This window comes from Micromonospora xinjiangensis (assembly GCF_056150165.1).
Window position 1 is genome coordinate 66,599 of record NZ_JAXCFO010000006.1, and the last position, 21,656, is coordinate 88,254.

Here is a 21,656-nt window from a genome sequence, read left to right on the forward strand (position 1 = left end):
TCGCGCTCACCGCTCCGGCGGCGCCTCGAGACCCTCCCGGTCGGCCAGCTCCAGCAGCGGCTCCAGCGAGAACCGCCGGTCGTCCAGCCCGGCGTGCGGGTCGCCGCGCTCGGCGAACCGGGCCGGCATGGACACCGCGTCGAAGTCCTCCGGCCGGGCGTCGTCCAGCTCGGCCCAGTCCAGCGGCGCGGAGACCAGCGCCCGTGGCGTGGGGCGGATCGAGTACGCCGAGGCCATGGTGTGGTCGCGGGACATCTGGTTGTAGTCGACGAAGACCGGCCGGTCGCGCTGCTCCCGCCACCAGGTGGTGGTGACGAGGTCCGGCAGGCGGCGCTGCATCTCCCGGCCGAGGGCGAGCACCGCGCGCCGGCAGTCCCCGAAGCTCCAGCGCGGCTCGATCGACAGGTAGATGTGCAGCCCCCGGCCGCCGGTGGTCTTGGGGTAGCCGGTCAGCCCCAGCTCGGTGAGGAACGCCCGCACCTCGTGCGCCACCGGCACCACCTGCGCGAAGTCGACGCCGGGCATCGGGTCGAGGTCGATGCGGAGCTGGTCCGGGCGCTCCACGTCGGCGGCGGAGACCGGCCACGGGTGGAACCGCAGCGTGCCGAGGTTGGCCGCCCAGATCACCACGGCCAGCTCGCTCGGCGCGATCTCGTCGGCGCTCCGCCCGCTGGGGAACGTGATGTGCGCGGTGCGCACCCACTCGGGCGCACCGGCCGGCAGGCGCTTCTGGTAGAAGGCGTCACCCCGGTTGTCCTGCCGGGTGCCGATCCTGGCGCCCTCGAAGACGCCGCGCGGCCAGCGCTCCAGCATCGTGGGCCGGTCGCGCAGCGCCCGCAGGATGCCGTCGCCGACGGCGAGGAAGTAGTGGACGACGTCGAGCTTGGTCAGCCCCCGCTGCGGGAAGTAGGGCTTGTCCGGGCTGGAGACGCGGACCACCCGCTCTCCGACCCGGATCTCCTCGGCCACCGTCGCCACGCCTCACACCGTAGCGGTCGGCACCGGCTCGCACCGGCAGCCGCCACGGTAGGGCGGGCCCGAGAACGGCCGGGCAGGCGCACCGCCCGCCCGGCCGACGTTCCGCGCGTCAGCGCTGTTCCTGCTGCATCCGGTTCATCAGCATCTGCTTGCCCTGGTCACCCGCCTTGCGGTTGTTGTCCTGGATCATGCGGAACCAGTTGGCGAGCTCGGTGTCACCCCGCTGCTCGGCGTCGGCGATGTACGTCTCCATCCGGTAGACGTGCTCCAGCGACATCTGCAACGTGCGGATGAGGTCGTAGTTCTTGTCCTTGACCGGGCTCTTCTGCTCCTTGGTCATCGTTGCCACGGCGCACCTCCCCTTGTGCGGAATCCAGGTCCGGCCGCGATTACCCCGGTCGGCGATCGGCACACCGCCACCGGCCGACGCTCGCGCCCTCGGACGGATCCGGGCAATGAGCACCTGGAAGAGACGTAACCACCCATATCCCCGCCCAGTTGTTCCAGGGACGCGCACTGCGATGAGGTAGGACGAATGACGCAAACGCTCCAGCGGCCGCAGGCCGGTTCCCACACCACCTTCCGGGGTGACGTCGAGGGTCTCCGTGCGCTCGCCGTCGTGCTGGTACTCGTCAGTCACGCCGCGCAGCATCTGGTCCCGGGCGGCTTCGTGGGCGTCGACGTCTTCTTCGTCATCTCCGGCTTCCTCATCACCGGCCTGCTCGTCACGGAGGTGCGGCAGACCGGCCGGCTCTCGTTGGTCGGCTTCTACGCCCGGCGCGCCAAGCGGTTGCTTCCGGCCGCCGCGGTGGTCCTGGTGGCGGCCCTGCTGCTGACGTTCGCGTTCCTGCCCCGCACCCGGTGGTCCGACACCGGCTGGGACGTCGTGTCCAGCGGGTTCTACGTGATGAACTGGCGCCTCGCCGAGCAGTCCGTCGACTACCTCGCGGCCAACCGGGCCCCCAGCATCCTCCAGCACTTCTGGTCGCTCGGGGTCGAGGAGCAGTTCTATCTGGTGTGGCCCCTGCTGCTGGTGGCCGCGCTCTGGCTCGGTCGACGCCGTGCGACCCGCACCGGCTTCCTCCTCGGCATCCTCGCGCTGGTCGCGGTCCCGTCCTTCGCCTGGTCCGTCTGGCTGACCGGTGACAACCCGGCCCGCGCGTACTTCGTCACCACCACCCGGATGTGGGAACTGGCCCTGGGCGGCTTCGTGGCCCTGCTCGCCGGGCAGCTGCACCGGCTTCCCCGGCTGGTCGCGGCCGGACTCGGCTGGGTGGGCCTCGCCGCGATCGTGGCGTCCGCGTTCCTGCTCGACGAGAGCTCCGCGTTCCCCGGCTACCTGGCGTTGGCCCCCACCCTCGGCACCGCGGCGGTCATCGCCGGTGGCCTCGCCGCGGGCAGCTTCGGGCCCGCCGTCCTGCTGGCCGTCGCGCCCGTGCGTGCCATCGGCGCGCTCTCGTACTCGCTCTATCTCTGGCACTGGCCGCTCCTCGTCGTCGCCGAGGCCCGGTTCGGCGAGCTGACGACCGCCGCCGGTCTCGCCGTCGCCGCCGCCTCGGTGCTGCCCGCCGCGCTCACCTACCGGTTCGTCGAGAACCCGATCCGGAGGGCCACCACGTTCACCTGGGAGCCGGTGCGCGCGCTCCAGCTCGGGGCGGTCTGCACCGGAATCTCCGTCCTGGCAGGGTTGATCTTCCAGCTGGCGGTGCCGCAGGTCCGACCGCCGGCCCCGCCCACCTTCGCCGCACCGGTCGCGGGTGCGACCGGTGCGCCCGTGGCGGCTTCGCCGGAGGCACCCGGCGCCGCGGCCCTCGGCGAGTCGCCCGCGACGAGCGAAGCCGGGATCCCGGTCGACCGGGTGGGCCGGTTCGTGCCGGATCCGCTGGTGGCCCGGGAGGACGGCCCCGACGCCTGGCGGGACGGCTGCCACGTCGACCAGCGCAGCAGTGAGATCAAGTCCTGTCTGTACGGGCCCCCGGACGCGAACTTCACCGTCGCGCTCGCCGGTGACTCCCACGCCGCCCAGTGGCTGCCGGCGCTGCAGCGGGTGGCCGTGACGAAGCAGTGGCGCCTCAAGAGCTACACGAAGTCCTCGTGCCCGTTCGTCGACGGCGTGGTCGCCCTGGACAACCGGCCGTACCCCAGCTGCACGGAGTGGAACGAGAGGCTTCGCGCCGCGCTGAAGGGTGACCAGCGGCCCGACCTGCTGGTGGTGAGCAGCTCCCTGTACGTCATGGTCCGCGACGGCGTGCCGGTCTCGGGCCAGGTGCAGGCCACCTTCGCGGAGGCGCTGCGGCGCACGTGGGCGGAGATGGCCACGGCCGGGGTGCCCGTGGTCGTGCTGCGGGACACCCCGTACCACGACAAGGACATCGCCGAGTGCGTGTCGGCGAACCCGCAGAAGTTGACCCGGTGCGCCTCGCCGCGGGACAAGGTCCTCGCGGCGGGCGGCGGCCCCGCGCACGAGATCGCCGCCCGGCAGAACGACAAGGTGCACCTGCTGGACCTCAACGCCGCCATCTGCCCGCGCGACCGGTGCGCGCCGGTCATCGGCGGAGTGCTCGTCTACCGCGACAACAACCACGTCACCGCCACCTACGCCGCCACGCTGGCACCGCGGCTGGCCACGGCCCTCGACCGCCTGCTCCGCTGAGCACGGGCAGGGGTGGCGGAGCTGACGGTCGCAGCGCCGGGCGGGCGTCCGGGTTACCGGCGCGGGCTCTACGGGTAGGGGTTGCCGCATGGCGGAAGTGGCAGCGCTCTGGATCGTGCGGCACGGGGAGAGCACGGCGAACGTGGCCGCGGCCCGAGCGGAGTCCTCGGGCGCCGAGCTGATCGAGGTCACCGTCCGTGACCCCGACGTGCCGCTCTCCCCCACCGGCGAGGAGCAGGCCCGGGCCACCGGCCGGTGGCTCACGGCGCTGCCGCCCGAGCGGCGCCCGGACGTGGCGATCGCGTCGCCGTACCTGCGGGCGGTCCGCACCGCCGAGCTGGCGCTGGAGGGCACCGGCATCCCGCTCAGCCGCGACGAGCGGCTGCGCGACCGGGAGCTGGGCATCCTCGACGGCCTGACCCCGCACGGCGTACGCGCCCGCTACCCGCACGAGCAGGAGCGCCGGCACCGGCTGGGCAAGTTCTACTACCGGCCGCCCGGCGGCGAGGCCTGGACGGACGTCGCGTTGCGCCTGCGCGCGCTCCTGGGTGACCTGCGCCGCGACCACGACGACCAGCGGGTGGTGCTCTTCGGGCACGACGCGCTGGTCTTCGTGCTCCGCTATCTCGTGGAGGGGCTGACCGAGGCGCAGCTGATGGCGCTCACCCGGCAGCACGTCATCGCGAACTGCGCGATCACCGCCTGGTCCGCGGACGGCTCCGGCCACCTGCGCCTGGTCGGCTTCAACGAGGTCGGCCACCTGCACCGGCAGGGCGCACGGCCGACCAGGGAGGACGAGGCGCATGCCGAGCCGTTCTGAGCCGCAGGTCATTACCCCGGCGCTGCTGCGGAACTGGGCCCTGCCCGTGCCGTCGGGCGGCAAGGAGAACCGCGGCACCGTCCTGGTGGTCGGCGGCTCCCGGTTCACGCCCGGCGCGGTGCTGCTGGCCGGTGTCGCCGCGCTGCGGGCCGGTGCCGGTGTGCTGCAACTGGCCGCCGCCGAGTCCACGGCCGCCGCGCTCAGCATCCAGGTGCCCGAGGCGCTGGTGGTGGGGCTGCCGGAGACGAGCGGCGGCGCGATCGCCGGCGCGCCCGGTGACCAGCTCACCGACCTGGTCACGGAGGCCGACGTGGTGGCCCTCGGCCCCGGGCTCAAGGAGATCGAGGAGACCCGGCGACTGCTGCACGTCGTGCTCGACGCGGCCGCGCCGCGCACCCCGCTGGTGCTCGACGCGTACGCCCTCGGGGCGCTCAGCCACGAGCCGGACCTGCTGGTCGGCTCCGGACGGCCGGTGGTTCTCACCCCCAACGTCACCGAGGCGGGTCACCTGCTCGGCCGGGACCCCGGTGACGACCTGGACGCCGACGCGGCCGAGCTGGCCGCCCGGTACGAGGCCGTGGTCTCCCTCTACGGGCACATCGCCACGCCGGACGGGCGGGGCTGGCGGGAGGAGAGCGGTGACGCGGGCCTGGGCACCTCGGGCAGCGGCGACGTGCGCTCCGGCCTGCTCGCGGGTCTGCTCTCGCGCGGCGCCGAGCCGGCGCAGGCCGCCTGCTGGGCGGCGTTCGCCCACGCGGTCAGCGGCCAGCGCCTGGTGCCGCAGTACGGCCGGATCGGTTTCCTGGCCCGGGAGCTGCTCGACGAGATCCCGCACACCCTCGCCACCGTCTGACACCGGGTGTCCGCCACGGGCGGACGGGTGTGACGCCGAGGGGCGCGTTCGACGCTGTTGGCACGGAGGTGACGTCCCGTTCACCTCCCGCCGGGCCCGCCCCCACCGGGGTCGCGCCGCCCGGCGGATAACGGCCCCTGGGAGTCCGTGTGAAGTTGATCCGTCGCAAGACACTCGCCGCGGCGTCCGCGCTGACGCTCGGCATCGGTCTCGCCGTGACCGGAGGGTCGGTGCCCGCCGCCTCCGCCGCGGGCCCCGAGACCACGTTCCTCGTCCTCGCGCCGCAGGGCGCGAAGACCGACCGGGCGGCCGCGCGGGTGGCGGCCGCCGAGGGCACGGTGGTGGCCCGCTACGACCAGATCGGTGTGCTCGTCGTCCGCTCCACCAACCCCGACTTCGCCGCCGCGGTGGCCGGCTCCGGCGTGCAGTCGGTCGCCGCCACCTCCGGCCTGGGCAGCCAGCTGGACGAGGGCGAGACGGTGGCGGTCGACCCCGCCGACGTCGCGAACCTCGCCGCCGACCCGACCGGGGAGCCGCTCTTCGCGCAGCAGTGGGACATGCCGATGATCGGGGTGCCGCAGGCGCACGCCGTCAACGCCGGCAGCCCGGACGTGGTGGTGGGTGTGCTGGACAGCGGCATCTCCAGCAGCCACCCCGACCTGACGACGCAGATCGCCAGGGACAAGAGCGCGTCCTGCGTCGGCGGTGTCGTCGACACCGCCGAGGCGGCGTGGAACCCGACCACCTCGGACCACGGCACGCACGTCGCCGGCACGATCGCCGCTGCCGTCAACGGCGTGGGCGTCACCGGCGTCGCCCCCGGTGTCAAGGTCGCCGCCGTCAAGGTCGTCAACGACGAGGGCTTCATCTACCCGGAGGCCGCGGTCTGCGGCTTCATCTGGGCGGCCGAGCACGGCATGCAGGTGACGAACAACAGCTACTACATCGACCCGTGGGAGTTCAACTGCCGCAACGACGCGCGTCAGCGCCCGGTGTGGCAGGCCGTGCAGCGGGCCATTCGCTACTCGGCGAGCAAGGGCGTGCTCAACGTGGCGTCGGCCGGCAACTCGAACGTCGACCTGCAGCACAAGACGGTCGACACCGGCAGCCCGAACAACGTGCCGGAGGACGAGCAGGAGACCCGCGAGATCAACAGCGCCTGCCTCGACCTGCCGGCCGAGGCCCCCGGTGTGGTGACGGTCTCGGCGGTCGGCCCGACCGGGGAGAAGAGCTACTACTCGTCGTACGGCCAGGGTGTGGTCGAGGTGACGGCGCCGGGTGGCGACAGCCGCTTCCGCACGCAGGGGGCGCGGTCGACCAGCACCGACGCCATCCTCTCCACGACCTTCAACACCGCCACCCGGACCAACGGGTGGGGCTACAAGCAGGGCACCTCGATGGCCGGTCCCCACGTGGCCGGCGTCGCCGCCCTGGCGCTCTCCGCGCACCCCGGCATGAGCCCGGGCCAGCTGGCCTCGTTCCTCCAGAACACCGCCGTGGCGAAGCCCTGCCCGGCGGGCGTCTACAACCCGGTGCCCCTCATGGGCAGCGGCTACGACGCGACCTGCGCGGGCGGCGCCCGCAACGGGTTCTACGGCGCCGGCCTGGTCAACGCCTACCACGTGGTGCGCTGACCACATCACACGAAGGGCGGCGGGCTCGGCGCGACACGCCGGGCCCGCCGTTTCCGCAGTTCACCGCCGGGGTACCGGACGACCACCCGACACACGTCCTAGGAGGTCACCCGGTGTCCACCGATGCCATCGTCCTGCTCAAGGAGGACCACAAGGAGATGCGCCGTCTGTTCAAGGCGTTCCAGGACGCCGAGGACGGCCCGGCGAGCCAGCGGCAGAAGCTGGTCGGGCAGATCATCGAGGCGCTCACCGTGCACACCTACCTGGAGAACGAGGTGATGTACCCGGAGGTCCGGCGGCTGCTGCCGGACCTGGAGGACGACATCCTCGAGTCGTACGAGGAGCACCACGTCGCGGACGTGCTCTGTGCCGAGCTGTTCGCCATGGACGCCGAGGACGAGCACTTCAACGCCAAGACCACGGTGCTGATGGAGAACGTGCTGCACCACGTCGAGGAGGAGGAGCAGGAGTGGTTCCCCAAGGTGCGTGACGCACTGGGCCGCAAGCAGCTCCAGGAGATCGGCGCGCGGATGATCGAGCTGCGCGACGGCGCGCCGCGCAAGCCGACGGACCCGAAGGCGGTCAAGAAGTCGCTGGACGCGGTGACGGCCTGAGCCGCGACGGTACGACGGGCCCGGCACCCGCCGGGCCCGTCGCCGTGTCCAGGTCGGCCCACCGGTCGGGCTCGGCCGACGGGGCCGGGCATGGTCCGCCTGGCCGGGCTCGGCACGCCGGGCGGAGATCGCGCCGGGGCCGGTCAGCCGGGTCAGGCCGCCCGGGCCGGAGTCGGGATCGGGCCGCGCGGTCAGCTCGCCGAGCCGGGCTCGGCCATCCGGCGGTGCTGCTCGGACTTGAGCCTGTCCGGAACGATCTTCCCGACCGCCGTCTGGACCTTGTTCCGCAGCGAGCCGGCGGTCACCGTCTGGTCACCGCGCATCAGCGCCGCGAAGCCCTGCTCGGCCACCGTGCGGGGGTCGTCCTTGCGTCCCGCGCCGACCCGGGTGTCCTGCATCTGCGCCCGCTCGAAGAACCCGGTGTCGGTCGGCCCGGGCATCAGCGAGGTCACCGTCACGCCGGTGTGCTTGAGTTCGTTGCGCAGCGCCTCGGCGAACGACTGCAGGAACGACTTCGACCCGTTGTAGACCGCCTGGAACGGCCCGGGCATGGTCGACGCGATCGAGGAGGTGAAGAGCACCCGCCCCGCGCCCCGTCGCAACATGCCGGGCAGGAGGCGCTTGGCCAGGTGCACGGTCGAGCGGATGTTGAGATCGATGACGTTCAGCTCGTCGGCGAGGTCGGTGCCGCCCACGAAGGCGCCGCCGGCGCCCCGGCCGGCGTTGAGCGCCAGCGCGTCGACCGGACGCCCGGTGGCGGCGACCGCGGCGGCCAGCTCCTCCACCCCGTCCGGGCGGGCCAGGTCGACGCGCACCGGTTCGACCCGCGGCCCGCCGTCGCGGCGCAGCTTCGCCGCGGCCGACCCGATACCGTCGTCCTCGGCGGCGATGACCAGGTCGAAGCCGTGCTCGGCGAACTGCGCGGCCAGCTCGTACCCGATGCCGCTGGACGCCCCGGTCACCACGGCGAGTGGTCGTCCGGTCATTGGTGTGGTCACGGTTCTGCTCCTTCCGTCCGGGCGTGGGGCCGGACCCGCGCCCGTGTCGGGGCCCGCCCTGGACGGTGTGCCCCGTCTCGGGCCGCCCAACCTCCCGGCGGGTGCTCGCCCGCGAGGTCGCGGGGGCCGACAGCGGCCGGTTGGGTAGGATCTGGCCGGGCCGTTACTGGCGCGTGGGGATGGAGAACCATCGGGGAGCGGCCCCGTCACGAGGACGCATGCCGAGCGCCTGGGCCTTCCGTACGTCAGTAGGAGGTCGCATGTCGTCGAACGCCGAATCCACCGCCTTCCGCAGCGCCCTCGAGGTGATCCGCGCCGTCGAGCCGCGGGTGGCCGGCGCCATCGCCGCCGAGCTGGCCGACCAGCGCGAGTCGCTCAAGTTGATCGCCAGCGAGAACTACGCCTCCCCGGCCACCCTGCTGGCGATGGGCAACTGGTTCAGCGACAAGTACGCCGAGGGCACCGTGGGCCGCCGCTTCTACGCCGGTTGCCAGAACGTCGACACCGTGGAGGCGCTCGCCGCCGAGCACGCGCGGGAGCTGTTCGGCGCCGCGCACGCGTACGTCCAGCCGCACTCCGGCATCGACGCGAACCTGGTGGCGTTCTGGGCCGTGCTGGCCGACCGGGTCGAGGCGCCGGCGCTGAAGAAGGCGCAGGTCCGCCAGGTCAACGACCTCACCGAGGCGGACTGGTTCGCGCTGCGCCGGGAGCTGGGCAACCAGCGGATGCTGGGCATGTCGCTGGACGCCGGCGGCCACCTCACCCACGGCTTCCGCCCCAACATCTCCGGCAAGATGTTCGACCAGCGCAGCTACGGCACCGACCCGGCGACCGGCCTGATCGACTACGACAAGGTCGCCGAGGCGGCGCGCGAGTTCACGCCGCTGATCCTGGTCGCCGGCTACTCCGCGTACCCCCGGAAGGTCAACTTCCGGATCATGCGGGAGATCGCGGACTCCGTGGGCGCCACCTTCATGGTGGACATGGCCCACTTCGCCGGGCTCGTCGCCGGCAAGGTCTTCACCGGCGACTTCGACCCGGTGCCGCACGCGCACATCGTCACCACCACCACGCACAAGTCGCTGCGCGGCCCGCGCGGCGGCATGGTGCTCTGCCAGCCCGAGCTGGCCGAGCAGGTCGACCGGGGCTGCCCGATGGTGCTGGGCGGCCCGCTGCCGCACGTGATGGCCGCCAAGGCCGTGGCGCTCGCCGAGGCCCGCCGGCCCGACTTCGCCGACTACGCCCAGCGGATCGTCGCCAACGCGCAGGCGCTCGCCGAGGGCCTGCTGCGCCGTGGCGCCACCCTGGTGACCGGTGGCACGGACAACCACCTGGCCATCATCGACGTCACCTCGTACGGGCTGACCGGCCGGCAGGCCGAGCAGGCGCTGCTGGACGCGGGCATCGTCACCAACCGCAACTCGGTCCCGCAGGACCCGAACGGCGCCTGGTACACCTCGGGCATCCGGATCGGCACCCCGGCCCTGACCACCCGTGGCCTGGGCACCGCCGAGATGGACGTGATCGCGGAGCTGATCCACACCGTGCTCAGCCAGACCGCGACGGGCGCGAACGCGGACGGCACCGCCTCCAAGGCCAAGTACGTCCTCGACCCCGCGGTCGCCGACAAGGTCAGCCGCCAGGCCAGCGAGCTGCTGACCGGCTTCCCCCTGTACCCCACCGTGGACCTGACCTGACCGTCCCACCCGGCCCCGCCCCGGTCCGACTCCCCGTCGATCGTGCAGTTGTGGCACCCTGAGACGTCCCGGTTCACCCGGTTCGTCCACCGCCACAACTGCGATGATCGCGCCGGGCCTGGGCGGGGGCGGGGGTCAGGTGAGCGGGCGCTTCAGGTGGTAGCGGTGCACCTCGGTGCTGCCCTGCACGTTGTTGACGTCCTCGGCGGCGGAGACCAGCTCCCAGCCCTCCCGGCCGACCCGGTTGAGGTGCGCGATCGCCGTGTCGCCGTACGCCGTGATGTCCTTGCGGGACCCGTCGGGCCCGTACCAGACGAACGACACGTGGAAATTGCGGCCCTGCCCCTGGTAGCGGCGGACCAGCAGGGCGTACTCCCAGGCAACCATGGGGCCCATTATGACCGTCCGATCTGGACGCCGGAACGGCGGTGGTCGCGCATTGCCATCAGGTGAACGCGATGTGTCAACCGTGGCGTCACCCGACGATGCGGGTGCCCAGGGCACGGGCGGCGGCCGGGTCCGCGGCGCCGGCGAGGGCCAGCGCGTCGCGCAGCTCGACGGCGAGCAGGGCCAGCGCGGCCTCGGCCCCGGTCCGGCCGCCGACCGCGAGCGCCCAGAGCAGCGGCCGGCCGACCAGCACGCCGGACGCGCCCAGCGCCAACGCCCGCAGCACGTCGGTGCCGCTGCGCACGCCGCTGTCCAGCAGCACCTGGCAGCGGTCGCCGGCCGCCTCGACCACCTCGGGCAGCATGGTCACGCTGGCGGGCGCCCCGTCCAACTGCCGCCCGCCGTGGTTGGAGACCACGATCCCGTCCGCGCCGACGCGAACCGCGTCCCGCGCGTCACGCGGGTCGAGCACACCCTTCACGACCAGCGGCAGGTCCGTCCACTCGCGGAGCCAGGCCACGTCGGCCCAGCGCAACGCCGGGGCGAACACCGCGCCCGAGCGCGGCGGGACCGCCGACACACCGGGGGTGCCCGGGTGCGCCAGGTCGCCTCGGCCGTTCGGCAGGTTCGCGGCCACCATCCCGGCCGGGAGCTGGAACGTGTTGCGCAGGTCGCGCAGCCGGCGGCCCAGCACGGGAACGTCCACGGTGACGACCAGCGCCCGGCAGCCCGCGTCCCGCACCCGGTCCAGCAGGTCGCGCACGAGCGCCCGGTCCCGCAGCCAGTAGAGCTGGAACCAGACCTCCGCGCCGGTCGCGGTCACCTCCTCGATCGGGGTGCTGGCCAGCGTGCTGGCCAGGTAGGGGACGCCGGCGGCGCCGGCCGCCGCGGCCAGCGCCGGCTCGCCGCCGGGGTGCAGCAGCCGCTGGTACGCCATGGGCGCCACACCCACCGGCATCGCGTACGGGCGGCCGAGCAGCCGGGTGGCGAGGTCGGGCACCTCCACACCGCTGAGCACCCGGGGCAGCACCGCGACCCGGTCCAGGGCGGTCCGGTTCGCGGCGAGCGTGACCTCCGCGCCGCTGCCCCCGGCCACGTAGTCCCACACGTCCGGCGACAGCACCGCCCGGGCGTGCTCCGCGAAGTCGGCGAGGCAGACCGGCGGCGCGCCGCCGGGCAGGTCGGTCACGGTCGGCTCGGCCATCGTTCCTCCCCCGGGACGCGCGTCGGGCCACGGAAGCTTGCCGCCGGGAACGGCGGGGAGTCAACGGGTGGGCTCCGGCCGGCACGGGCCTCACCGCCGGCCCCGCGGCCGGGACGACCGCTGGCGGGGTAAACCGGTTGCGTGGCCGGGCCCGGCCGACGAGGCTCGGTCGGATGGACGACGCCACCGCCCCGCCGACCCGCGACGGCATCGTGGCCGACCGCATCGACGCGGGCCTGGCGCGCCGCCTCGTGGCGGCCCAGTTCCCCCGCTGGGCGGACCTGCCGGTGCGCCCGGTGGAGGTCGGCGGGTGGGACAACCGCACGTTCCGCCTGGGCGACGAGATGACCGTGCGGCTGCCCAGCGCCGAGGGGTACGCGTCCCAGGTGCCCAAGGAGCAGCGCTGGCTGCCGGTGCTCGGCCCGGCGTTGCCGCTGGAGGTGCCCACGCCGCTGGCGTGGGGCGTGCCGGGCGAGGGCTACCCGTTCCCCTGGTCGGTATACCGCTGGATCGACGGCCGGACCGCACGCCCGGAGCGGATCGCCGACCTCACCGGGTTCGCCGTCAACCTCGCCGGGTTCCTCGTGGCGCTCCAGCGGGTCGACCCGACCGGCGGACCGGCCGCCGGCCCGCACAGCGCGTGGCGCGGGGCGCCGCTGTCCACGTACGACGCCGACACGCGGCGGGCCATCGCGCGCCTGGGCGACCGGGTCCCCACCGACACGGTCGCCGCCATCTGGGCGGCCGCTCTCGACGCGACGTGGACGGGGTCGCCGGTGTGGTTCCACGGCGACGTCAACGTCGGCAACCTGCTGGTGCGGGAGGGACGGTTGGCGGCGGTCATCGACTTCGGGTGCAGTGGGGTGGGCGACCCCGCCTGCGACGTGGTCATCGCCTGGACGTTGCTGCGCGGTGCGAGCCGCGAGGCGTTCCGGAGGACGCTCGGCGTGGACCCGGCCACCTGGGCGCGCGGCCGGGGGTGGGCGCTGTGGAAGGCACTGATCACGCTCGACGACCCGGACCCGGCGCGGGCGGCGGAGGCAGGACACGCACTCGGTCAGGTGCTCGACGAGTGGCGGGCCTCCCGATGAGCGCCTCGGCCCGTACGCTCTGTTGATGGCCACCTGGGAGGATGTCCGCCGGATCGCCGCCGGCCTGCCGGAGACGAACGAGCACGCGTCGTACGACGGCCTGCCGGCCTGGCGGGTGAGGGACAAGGCGTTCGTCTGGGAGCGTCCACTGCGCAAGGCCGACCGGGCGGCGCTCGGCGACAACGCGCCGGACGGGCCGATCCTCGGTGCCCGCGTGCCCGACCTGGGCGCGAAGGAGGCGCTGCTCGCCGACGACCCGGCGACCTACTTCACGACCCCGCACTTCGACGGCTACCCGGCCGTGCTGGTGCGGTTGGAGCGGATCGGCGTCCCCGAGCTGACCGAGCTGATGACCGAGGCGTGGTATGCCCGCGCCCCGAAACGCCTGACCGCCACCCACCGCCCCCAAACCCCCTGACCACCCTCACACCCGGCGCCACAACTGCATGACCGCCGGGGCGGAGGAGCGCGGGGCGGAGGAGCGTGCGGGAGGAGCCGCGGCGAGGGGTCAGGCCGGGGTGGGGGTGGGGGTTTCGGCATGGATGTGGAAGCGCAGCGAGCGGGCGTCGGTGAAGCACTCCCGCATCGGTCGGACCAGCTCCCGGTGCTCGGGGCTGCGCTCCCACGCCTCGAAGTCGGCCAGGCTGGCCCACTCGCTGGTGATGAGCCACTGCTCCGGGTCCGCCGACGACCGGCACACCTGGTCCACCCGGTGCCCCGGCACTCCCCCGGCCACCTGGTGGCGGATCGCCTCGTACGCGGCCAGGAACGCCGTGGTGCGCTCACTCGGCACCCGGACCAGGAACACCACCCGCGCCCGCTGCTCACTCATCGTCGTCCTCCCTCGCCGGCGCGGCCCCCCGCAGGACCAGCGCGCTGTTGTAGCCGTCGAAACCCCGCGCGCAGACCATGGCCACCCGGCTGCGGGGCCGCCGGTGCTCGCGCAGGAAGTCCAGCTCGCAGTCGGCGGCCACCTCGTCGGGGCCGGCGGACGCGGGCAGCGTGTCGTGCCGGAAGGCGAGCAGCGCGGTGGCCACGTCGAGTGCCGCGCCGCCCTGGTGCGCCCGACCGGTCAGCGGTTTCGACGTGCTGACCGGTGGCGGCCGGTCGCCGAAGACGGTCCGCAGCGCGACGGCCTCGGACCGGTCGTAGCGGGGCACGCCCAGCGCGTCGGGCAGCACCACGTCCACCGCCTCCGGCTCGACGCCGGCCCGGTCCAGGGCCAGCCGCATGGCGCGGGCGTACTGTCCGGGGTTCCCGGCGGTGTCCGGGCCGGTGTGCGCCGCGTCGTGCGTCGCCCCCCAGCCGGTCAGCTCGCCGTAGACGCGCGCCCCGCGGGCCAGCGCGTGGCCCAGCTCCTCCACCACGAAGACCGCGCCGCCCTCGGCGGGCAGGTAGCCGCTCGCGGTGGCGTCGAACGGCCGGTAGGCCCGCTCCGGGTCCGGGGCGTCGCTGAGCAGCCCGCTGCGCAGCTGGCAGGCGAGGGCGTACGGGCTCAGCGGGCACTCCGTCGCTCCGGCGATGACGACCGGGGTGCCGCGCCGCACCGAGCGGACCGCGTGCGCGAGGCTGTCGAGGCCGCCGGCCGCCTCGCTGACGAGCACCCCGCAGGGCCCCTTGAACTGGTGGTGGATGGAGAGTTGGCCGACGCTGGCCGCGTAGAACCAGGCGATCGACTGGTACGCCCCGACGGTGCGTGACGGCCCGCCCCAGAGCCGCTGGAGTTCCCGCTGGCCGAACAGGTTGCCGCCGGAGGAGCTGGCCAGGGTGACGGCGTAGCCGTACGGGTCTGGCGAGCGTTCGGGCAGCCCGGCGTCGGCGAGCGCCAGCCGGGTGGCGGCGAAGGCGAGGTGCGTCCACCTGTCGGTCTGCACGAGCTGGCGGCTCTCGGCGTACCCGGCCGCGTCGAAGTCGGGCACCTCCCCGGCGAAGCGGGTCGGGTAGCCCGCGGCGTCGAACAGCGTGATCGGTCCGGTGCGCCGGGTGCCGGTGAGCACCGTACGCCAGTGCGCGGTGGCTCCGACGCCGCTCGGCGCGACCACCCCGATGCCGGTGACCACCGCCCGGGCGGTCACGCGGCCCGTCCCTTCGGCAGCCGCCGGAAGATCATCGCGGACTGGAAGCCGCCGAACCCGCTGCCCACCGAGAGCGCCACGTCGACCGGCAGCTCGCGGGCCTCGTTCGGCACGTAGTCCAGGTCGCACTCCGGGTCCCGGGTCGTCCAGTTGGCGGTGGGCGGCACCACGCCGAACTCGATGGCCAGCGCGCAGGCCGCCATCTCGATCGAGCCGATGGCGCCCAGCGAGTGCCCCACCATCGACTTGATGGAGCTGACCGGCACCCGGTACGCCGCGTCGCCGAGCGCGCGCTTGAACGCGGCGGTCTCGTGCCGGTCGTTCTGGCGGGTGCCGGAGCCGTGCGCGCTGATGTACGAGACCTGCTCGGGGGCGAGCCGCGCCTGCCGCAGCGCCGCCGTGACGGACAGCGCCATCTCCACCCCGTCGGGCCGCAGCCCCGTCATGTGGTAGCCGTTGCTGTGGCTGGCGTACCCGGCGACCTCGCAGTAGACGTGCGCGCCGCGGCGGCGGGCGTGCCCGGCCTCCTCCAGCACCAGCACCGCGGCCCCCTCGGCGAGCACGAAGCCGCGCCGGTCGGCGTCGAACGGGCGGGAGGCGTGCGCGGGGTCGTCGTTGTCCGGGCTGGTCGCCTTGATCGCGTCGAAGGAGGCGACGGTGACGGGTGAGATCGGCGAGTCGGCGGCGCCGGCGAGCACCACGTCCGCCTCGCCGTCGGCGATCAGCTGGTGGGCGTACCCGATGGCGTCGATGCCGGACGTGCAGCCGGTGGACACCACCTGGGCCGGGCCGTGCAGGCCGTGCCGGCAGGCCACGTCGGCGGCGAGGCTGCTGGGCACCAGCGCCTGGTAGAGGTACGGGCCGCCGAGCGTCGCGTCGACCAGCCAGTGCCGGCCGGAGCCGGAGACGGTCACGTACTCCTGCTCCAGCGCCATGGTGCCGCCCACCGCGGTGCCGAGCACCACCCCGGCCCGGTCCCGCTCGGCGTCGGTGAGCGCCAGGCCGGCGTCGGCGACGGCCTCGTCGGCGCAGGCGAGGGCGAACTGCACGTACCGGTCGGCGCGCCGCAGCTCGGCGTCGGTGATCCCGGCGGCGACCGGGTCGAAGTCGCACTCGGCGGCGATGCGGGACCGGAACGGCGTCGGGTCGAAGAAGGTGATCCGCCGGGTCGCCGTCCGCCCCTCGGTGATCGACTTCCAGAACCGGTCCCGGGTCACGCCGCCCGGGGCGACCACGCCGATCCCGGTCACCACCGTGCGGCGCGCGCTCACGACGCGCCCCGCTGCTCGGCCAGCTCGGTGTCGACGTGGCCGAGTTCCGGCCGGGGCGCCAGCGGCCCGAGGTGGAACACCACCTCGGCCGGCTCGTCGCCGGTGTTGCGCAGCCGGTGCCGGGCGTTGACCGGCACATAGAGGGCCTCGCCGGCGCCCAGCGGCACGGGTCGGTCGTCGAGGTCGACGGTGATGTCACCCCGGGCCACGTAGAGGAACTCCTCGCTGTAGGGGTGGTAGTGCTCGGCGATCCGCTCGCCCGGTTGCAGCGTGGCCACTCCCATGAAGCCCGAGGTGCTGCCGACCGTGCGCGGGCCGAGCAGCACCCGCAGCTCGCCGCCGCGGCGGCGGTCCGCCGGCACGTCGCGGGCCGCGACCAGCCCCAGGGTCCGCTCACTCATCGTCGCCTCCGGCGGTGCCGAGCTCCCCGGTCCGCACCCGCCGCTCGACGCGCTCCTTGATGACGGCGAGCTGCACGAGGCTGTTGGCGTTGATCCGGTCGGTCATGCCCGCGTTGTCCACGGGCGCGGTCGGCTTCATCGAGAAGTCCTGCACCCAGGTCATCCGGGTGCCCTCCGGCTCCTCCGTGTAGCGCCAGTGGATCCGCATGTACTCGAACGGCCCGGTCTCCACCCGGTGGGCGTGCACCTGACGGGTCGCGGGATCGGCGGTGCGCTCGCTGACCCAGCTCCAGGAGATGCCGTTCTCGTCCGGGTGCATGGTCAGCCGGAACCGCACGGTGTTCCCCTCGCGGTGCAGGATCTCCACGACCGCGTACTCGGTGAACAGCTCCGTCCAGTTCGCCACGTCGTTGGTGACGTCCCAGACCACCGGCAGCGGCGCCGCGATCACGATGCTGTTCTCGGTGTGCCCCGGCTGCTCGCTGCGCCGCGCCACCAGGTCGGCCACCGCCGGGATGCTGAGCTGCCCGGCCTGTTCGGGGATCTGCACCCGGTACCGGTCGGCGACCACGGCGGACAGTTCGAGCAGCGCGAGGGAGTCCAGGCCGAGTTCCTCCAGGGAGGCGGCGGGCGCACGGGCGGCGGCGTCGGCGTCCAGCCCGCAGTGGGCCACCAGGATGCCGGTGATCTCTTCGGTGAGCGGGTGGCCTCGGGTGACGGTCATGCGTTCCTCCTCGTGTCGGGCGTCGGGCTGCCGGCGGTGGCCGTCGTACGGGTGGCGGTGGCCGGCGGGGCGACGGCGGCCGGCGGGGCGGGCGTGGCCGTGTCGCCGGCGGTGAGCAGCCGGTCGACCAGGCCGGTGGTGTGGCGGCCCTTGCGGAACTCCGCGTCGTCGAGCACCCGCCGGACGAACGGGATGGTGGTCCGCACGCCGGGGCCCGCGACGTCGAACTCCGCCAGGGCGCGTTCCAGCCGGTGGAGGGCCAGCTCCCGGTCGGGCGCCCAGACCGCCACCTTGGCCAGCAGCGAGTCGTAGTGCGGGCCGACCACGTAGCCGGGGCGGCCGTGGGTGTCGACCCGGGTGAACGGGCCGCCGGGCGGGACGAAGCGCTCCAGCCGACCGGGGGTCGGGGTGAAGCCGTGGTCGGGGTCCTCCACGTTGATCCGGCACTCCACCGCCACCCCGTGCGCGCGGATCTCGTCCTGCCGCCAGCGCAGCGGCACGCCCGCGGCGATGTGCAGCTGCTCGTGCACCAGGTCGATGCCGGTGATCATCTCGGTGACCGGGTGCTCCACCTGGATCCGGCAGTTGATCTCCAGGAAGTGGAACCGTTCCGCGGCGTCGACCAGGAACTCGAAGGTGCCGGCGCCGGTGAACCCGACCTGGAGGGCGCCGCGCAGCGCGGTCTCGGCGATCGCGTCGAGGGTGGCGGCGGAGAGCGCCGGCGCGGGCGCCTCCTCGACCAGCTTCTGGTGCCGCCGCTGCACGGAGCAGTCCCGGGTGCCCAGGTGCACGCCGTTGCCGTGCTCGTCGCAGAGCACCTGCACCTCGACGTGCCGGGCGTCGGTCAGGTACCGCTCGACGTACACCCGGTCGTCACCGAAGACGGCCTGGGCGGCGGCGCGGGTCTTCGCGTACGCCCGGGGCAGGTCGGCCGCCGACCGGACCACCGTCATGCCCCGGCCACCGCCCCCGGCCGCCGCCTTGATGATCACCGGGTAGCCGATGTCGGCGGCCACCTCGACGGCGGCGTCCACGGTGGGCACCGGTTCGACGCTGCCCGCCGGCAGCGGCAGCCCGGCCCGGCTCATCAGCGCCCGCGCGGAGGACTTGTCGCCCAGCGCGGCCATCACCTCGGGGCGCGGGCCGATGAAGGTGAGGCCGTTCTGCGCGCAGATCTCGGCGAAGTCGGCGTCCTCGGAGAGGAACCCGTAGCCGGGGTGCACCGCCCGGGCGCCGACCTGCCGGGCCGCCTCGACGATCGCCGCGGCGTTGAGGTAGCTGCGCCGGCTGGGCGCCGGCCCGATGCAGACGGCCTCGTCGGCGAGGCGGACGGCGGCCGAGTCGGCGTCCGCCGTGGAGTAGACCACGGCCGTCCGCACGCCGAGTTCGCGGCACGCCCGCAGCACCCGCAGCGCGATCTCCCCCCGGTTGGCGATCAGCACCTTCTCGAACATCCCGCACCCGCTCTCAGGCCGGATCCAGCGCGACGAGCGGCTGGTCGTACTCCACGGGCTGGCCGTCGTCGGCCAGCACCTCGGCCACCCGGCCGCCCCGGTCGGCGGTGACCTCGTTCATGAGCTTCATCGCCTCGACGATCCCGACGACCTGGCCGGGCCGGACCAGGTCGCCGACGGCCACGAAGGGCGCGGCGCCCGGCTCCGGCGCCCGGTAGAAGGTGCCGACGATGGGCGAGCGCACGACCGTGCGGGCGTCGGGCTCGGCCGGTGCGGCGTCCGGCGGGTCGGCCGGCGCCGGTCGCGGCGGCGGGGCCGTCCCGGCGGGGGCGGCCGCCGCGGCGCCGTGCCACTCGACCTCCAGCACGGTCTCGCCGCTGCGCAGCCGCACCCGGCGTACCGGGCCGGCCAGTTCGGCGACCAGCTGCCGTGCGTGCCGGCGCAGGCCGGCCAGCACGGCGTCGGTGCCGTTGCCGTTGCGTCGGTCGGTGCCGTCTGCCTCGCGGACGGCCTCGGGCCGGGCCGCGCCGGCGCTCACCGGGCACCCGCCCGGAGGCCGACGCGGGCCGCGCCGAAACGGCGGAACCGCTGGCGCCGGCGGCGGACCAGGGTCGCGGCCGGCACGTCGAGCAGGGGCAGCAGGTTGGCCCGTACCGCGTCGCGCAGGCTCGTGCCCGCACCGTCCGGGTCGGCGTGCGCGGCGCCGGGGGGCTCCGGCACGATCTCGTCCACCACTCCGAGCCGGTGCAGGTCCGGTGCGGTGAGGCGCAGCGCCCGGGCCGCCTGCGGGACCGCCGACCGGTCGGGCCAGAGGATCGCGGCGCAGCCCTCGGGGCTGATCACCGAGTAGACCGCGTGTTCGAGCATCAGCACCCGGTCGGCGACCGCCAGGGCGAGGGCGCCTCCGCTGCCCCCCTCCCCGGTGATCACCGCGACGACCGGGGTGGGGAGCACGGTGAGGGCGAGGATGTTCTCCGCGATGGCCGCGGCCTGGCCCTGCTCCTCGGCGCCCACGCCGGGATCGGCGCCGGGGGTGTCGACGAGCGTGACGACCGGCAGGCCGAGGCGGGCGGCGAGGCGCATCAGCCGCAGCGCCTTGCGGTGCCCGGCCGGGCTGGCCATGCCGAAGTTGCGGGCCACCAGCTCGGCGGTGGTGTGCCCCTTCTGGTGGCCGATCACCATGACCGGCCGGCCGTCGAGCCGGGCGAGCCCGCCGACCACGGCCGGGCAGTCGCCGCCGAGCCGGTCACCGTGCAGCTCGACGAAGCCGTCGAAAGCGGAGTCCAGGTAGTCCAGGGTGGTCGGTCGGCCGGGGTGCCGGGCCAGCCGTACGGTCGCCCACGGGTCACCGGTCGCCGGCGGGGGCGCGTCCCCGGTGGCGGCCGGCGGGGGTGCGTCGCCGTCCGCGGTCGGCGGCGCCGGCCGGGGTACGGGCCGCCGCGTCGCGGGTGCGTGCGCCTCGACGGGCACGCCGGTGGGCGGCCGGCCGGCGCGGGCCGCGGCGAGCAGCGCCACGAGCCGGCCCCGCAGGGCGCGCCGGGGCACCACCATGTCCACCTGGCCGTGCCGCAGCAGGAAGTCGGCGGTCTGGAAGCCCTCGGGCAACGCCCGGCCGGTCACCTGGCGGATCACGCGGGGGCCGGCGAAGCCCATCCGGGCGCCGCTCTCGGCGACGACCACGTCGGTGTTGGTGGCGAACGAGGCCGCCACCCCGCCGTACGTGGGATCGGTGAGCACGCTGACGGTGAGCAGCCCCGCCTCGCGCAGCGCGGCGATGGCCTGGCTGACCGTCGCCATCTGCATCAGCGACAGGGCGCCCTCCTGCATCCGCGCGCCGCCGGAGGCGGTGACCAGGATCAGCGGCACGCGATCGTCGAGCGCGCGTTCGGCGGCCCGGGTGATGAGCTCGCCCACGGCGCAGCCGAGGCTGCCGCCGAGGAAGCGGAAGTCCATGACCGCGAGCGCGGCCGGGTGCCCGCCGAGGGTGGCGGTGCCGCAGAGCACCGCCTCGGCCAGCCCGGTGCCGGCCCGGGCCGCGGTGAGCCGGTGGGGGTACGGCACCACGTCGACGAAGTCGATCGGATCGACGTCGGCGGGGCGGTCGGGCAGCGGGCGGAACGAGCCCGGGTCGGCCAGCTGACGCAGCCGGTCGGGCGCGCCGAGACGGGCGTGCGCCCCGCACTCGGGGCAGACGTCGAGGTTGCGGCGCAGCCGCTTGCGGTAGAGCAGGGTGGCACAGCCGGCGCAGCGTGACCAGAGCTGCTCCTCCCGGGAGGCGGTGGCGGTCACGGCCGCCGCCCGACGGGGGCGGGGGCGTCGAACCGGTAGAAGCAGCGGGCCATGGCGTCGCGGGGCGAACGCCAGGTCGGCGAGTACGGCGAGATGTACGGCCGCAGGCGCTCGCTGACCCGGTCGAACTCCGGGTGCTCCCGCGCGGCCCGGACCGCCTCGTCCCCCGGCAGCTCGGTCTCCAGCAGGTGCACGTACAGGTCGTGCAACCGATACAGCGACCGGTGCCGCACCCCGGCCAGGTGCGGCAGCTCCGTGGCGTCGGAGTCCGCGAAGATCTCGGCGACCTGCGCCTCCGCGCTCGGGATCACCTTCGCGACGATCAGCGATCGGTCCATGGACGGGCCTCCCCCCACGACGTCCGCCGGCGGCGTGCGCGGCGGCCCCGGACGAGCCGGACGACTGGCCGCCACGATGCGGGCCGGGTCGTCACGGGGGCGTCACGGGGACGGGATCGGCGGGGACGGTGCTTGGTGACGCTGCGTTGACGGAAGCTGTGTATTGGCTATGCGC

Annotated in this window: 22 protein-coding genes and 1 riboswitch; of the genes, 8 read left to right on the forward strand and 14 right to left on the reverse strand. The window is 74.5% G+C overall.

Annotated elements, in window-relative coordinates:
- Window positions 1–6: 6 nt before the first annotated feature.
- Window positions 7–978, reverse strand: a complete 972-nt coding sequence (locus SM573_RS21820) for a DNA polymerase domain-containing protein (protein ID WP_474610413.1) — start codon at window positions 976–978, stop codon at window positions 7–9.
- A 109-nt stretch (window positions 979–1,087) separates the two neighbouring features.
- Window positions 1,088–1,318 (reverse strand): hypothetical protein, encoded by a 231-nt coding sequence (locus SM573_RS21825; RefSeq protein ID WP_474610961.1) that lies wholly within the window; start codon window positions 1,316–1,318, stop codon window positions 1,088–1,090.
- Between the two features lie 195 nt (window positions 1,319–1,513).
- Here SM573_RS21825 and SM573_RS21830 point away from each other — a divergent pair, with 195 nt between their 5' ends.
- From SM573_RS21830 to SM573_RS21850, 5 genes are all read left to right on the forward strand, one after another.
- Complete coding sequence (locus SM573_RS21830) at window positions 1,514–3,631, forward strand: acyltransferase family protein (RefSeq protein ID WP_474610414.1); 2,118 nt, start codon at window positions 1,514–1,516, stop codon at window positions 3,629–3,631.
- A gap of 88 nt (window positions 3,632–3,719) precedes the next feature.
- Complete coding sequence (locus tag SM573_RS21835; RefSeq protein ID WP_474610415.1) at window positions 3,720–4,451, forward strand: histidine phosphatase family protein; 732 nt, start codon at window positions 3,720–3,722, stop codon at window positions 4,449–4,451.
- Window positions 4,435–5,304, forward strand: coding sequence for an NAD(P)H-hydrate dehydratase (locus tag SM573_RS21840; RefSeq protein WP_474610416.1), 870 nt, complete (start codon window positions 4,435–4,437; stop codon window positions 5,302–5,304). The genes SM573_RS21835 and SM573_RS21840 overlap by 17 nt, the downstream gene beginning before the upstream one ends.
- Before the next feature lie 149 nt (window positions 5,305–5,453).
- A complete protein-coding gene (locus SM573_RS21845; protein WP_474610417.1) occupies window positions 5,454–6,938 on the forward strand; it encodes a S8 family peptidase in 1,485 nt (494 codons plus the stop codon).
- Between the two features lie 113 nt (window positions 6,939–7,051).
- Window positions 7,052–7,552: a hemerythrin domain-containing protein gene (locus SM573_RS21850; protein ID WP_474610418.1), complete on the forward strand. Its 501-nt coding sequence runs from the start codon at window positions 7,052–7,054 to the stop codon at window positions 7,550–7,552.
- A gap of 191 nt (window positions 7,553–7,743) precedes the next feature.
- Here SM573_RS21850 and SM573_RS21855 read toward each other — a convergent pair whose 3' ends face one another.
- Window positions 7,744–8,550: an SDR family NAD(P)-dependent oxidoreductase gene (locus tag SM573_RS21855; protein WP_474610419.1), complete on the reverse strand. Its 807-nt coding sequence runs from the start codon at window positions 8,548–8,550 to the stop codon at window positions 7,744–7,746.
- A 152-nt stretch (window positions 8,551–8,702) separates the two neighbouring features.
- Window positions 8,703–8,792, forward strand: a riboswitch (ZMP/ZTP riboswitch).
- Window positions 8,793–8,810: 18 nt separating this feature from the next.
- Between SM573_RS21855 and SM573_RS21860 the strand changes: the two genes are divergently transcribed.
- The gene (locus tag SM573_RS21860) at window positions 8,811–10,247 is read left to right on the forward strand and encodes a glycine hydroxymethyltransferase (RefSeq protein ID WP_474610420.1); all 1,437 of its coding nucleotides are present in this window, start codon (window positions 8,811–8,813) and stop codon (window positions 10,245–10,247) included.
- A 135-nt stretch (window positions 10,248–10,382) separates the two neighbouring features.
- Here the strand turns inward: SM573_RS21860 and SM573_RS21865 are convergent, their stop codons facing one another.
- Both SM573_RS21865 and SM573_RS21870 read right to left on the reverse strand, forming a co-directional pair.
- Window positions 10,383–10,643 carry a hypothetical protein gene (locus SM573_RS21865; protein ID WP_474610421.1) on the reverse strand — a complete coding sequence of 87 codons (261 nt, stop codon included), beginning with the start codon at window positions 10,641–10,643 and terminating at the stop codon, window positions 10,383–10,385.
- Window positions 10,644–10,722: 79 nt separating this feature from the next.
- Complete coding sequence (locus SM573_RS21870) at window positions 10,723–11,838, reverse strand: alpha-hydroxy acid oxidase (protein ID WP_474610422.1); 1,116 nt, start codon at window positions 11,836–11,838, stop codon at window positions 10,723–10,725.
- A gap of 173 nt (window positions 11,839–12,011) precedes the next feature.
- Here SM573_RS21870 and SM573_RS21875 point away from each other — a divergent pair, with 173 nt between their 5' ends.
- Together SM573_RS21875 and SM573_RS21880 are read left to right on the forward strand one after the other, a co-directional pair.
- Window positions 12,012–12,929: an aminoglycoside phosphotransferase family protein gene (locus SM573_RS21875; protein WP_474616929.1), complete on the forward strand. Its 918-nt coding sequence runs from the start codon at window positions 12,012–12,014 to the stop codon at window positions 12,927–12,929.
- Between the two features lie 25 nt (window positions 12,930–12,954).
- Window positions 12,955–13,347 (forward strand): MmcQ/YjbR family DNA-binding protein, encoded by a 393-nt coding sequence (locus SM573_RS21880; RefSeq protein ID WP_474616930.1) that lies wholly within the window; start codon window positions 12,955–12,957, stop codon window positions 13,345–13,347.
- Between the two features lie 90 nt (window positions 13,348–13,437).
- Here the strand turns inward: SM573_RS21880 and SM573_RS21885 are convergent, their stop codons facing one another.
- The 9 genes from SM573_RS21885 to SM573_RS21925 are packed head-to-tail and all read right to left on the reverse strand — an operon-like array spanning window position 13,438 to window position 21,481.
- On the reverse strand, window positions 13,438–13,761 hold the full coding sequence (locus SM573_RS21885) for an antibiotic biosynthesis monooxygenase family protein (RefSeq protein WP_474610425.1): 324 nt from the start codon (window positions 13,759–13,761) through the stop codon (window positions 13,438–13,440).
- Window positions 13,754–15,004: a beta-ketoacyl synthase N-terminal-like domain-containing protein gene (locus SM573_RS21890; protein ID WP_474610426.1), complete on the reverse strand. Its 1,251-nt coding sequence runs from the start codon at window positions 15,002–15,004 to the stop codon at window positions 13,754–13,756. Before SM573_RS21890 ends, SM573_RS21885 begins: the two co-directional genes overlap by 8 nt.
- Window positions 15,001–16,275, reverse strand: a complete 1,275-nt coding sequence (locus SM573_RS21895) for a beta-ketoacyl-[acyl-carrier-protein] synthase family protein (protein WP_474610427.1) — start codon at window positions 16,273–16,275, stop codon at window positions 15,001–15,003. The genes SM573_RS21890 and SM573_RS21895 overlap by 4 nt, the downstream gene beginning before the upstream one ends.
- Window positions 16,272–16,676 carry a cupin domain-containing protein gene (locus SM573_RS21900; RefSeq protein WP_474610428.1) on the reverse strand — a complete coding sequence of 135 codons (405 nt, stop codon included), beginning with the start codon at window positions 16,674–16,676 and terminating at the stop codon, window positions 16,272–16,274. Before SM573_RS21900 ends, SM573_RS21895 begins: the two co-directional genes overlap by 4 nt.
- On the reverse strand, window positions 16,669–17,400 hold the full coding sequence (locus tag SM573_RS21905; protein WP_474610429.1) for an SRPBCC family protein: 732 nt from the start codon (window positions 17,398–17,400) through the stop codon (window positions 16,669–16,671). The genes SM573_RS21900 and SM573_RS21905 overlap by 8 nt, the downstream gene beginning before the upstream one ends.
- Window positions 17,397–18,854 (reverse strand): acetyl-CoA carboxylase biotin carboxylase subunit, encoded by a 1,458-nt coding sequence (locus SM573_RS21910; RefSeq protein ID WP_474610430.1) that lies wholly within the window; start codon window positions 18,852–18,854, stop codon window positions 17,397–17,399. Before SM573_RS21910 ends, SM573_RS21905 begins: the two co-directional genes overlap by 4 nt.
- A gap of 13 nt (window positions 18,855–18,867) precedes the next feature.
- Window positions 18,868–19,392 carry an acetyl-CoA carboxylase biotin carboxyl carrier protein gene (accB, locus tag SM573_RS21915; RefSeq protein ID WP_474610431.1) on the reverse strand — a complete coding sequence of 175 codons (525 nt, stop codon included), beginning with the start codon at window positions 19,390–19,392 and terminating at the stop codon, window positions 18,868–18,870.
- Window positions 19,389–21,143: an acetyl-CoA carboxylase carboxyltransferase subunit alpha gene (locus SM573_RS21920; RefSeq protein WP_474616931.1), complete on the reverse strand. Its 1,755-nt coding sequence runs from the start codon at window positions 21,141–21,143 to the stop codon at window positions 19,389–19,391. The genes accB and SM573_RS21920 overlap by 4 nt, the downstream gene beginning before the upstream one ends.
- Window positions 21,140–21,481, reverse strand: a complete 342-nt coding sequence (locus tag SM573_RS21925) for a TcmI family type II polyketide cyclase (RefSeq protein WP_474610433.1) — start codon at window positions 21,479–21,481, stop codon at window positions 21,140–21,142. Before SM573_RS21925 ends, SM573_RS21920 begins: the two co-directional genes overlap by 4 nt.
- Window positions 21,482–21,656 lie beyond the last annotated feature (175 nt).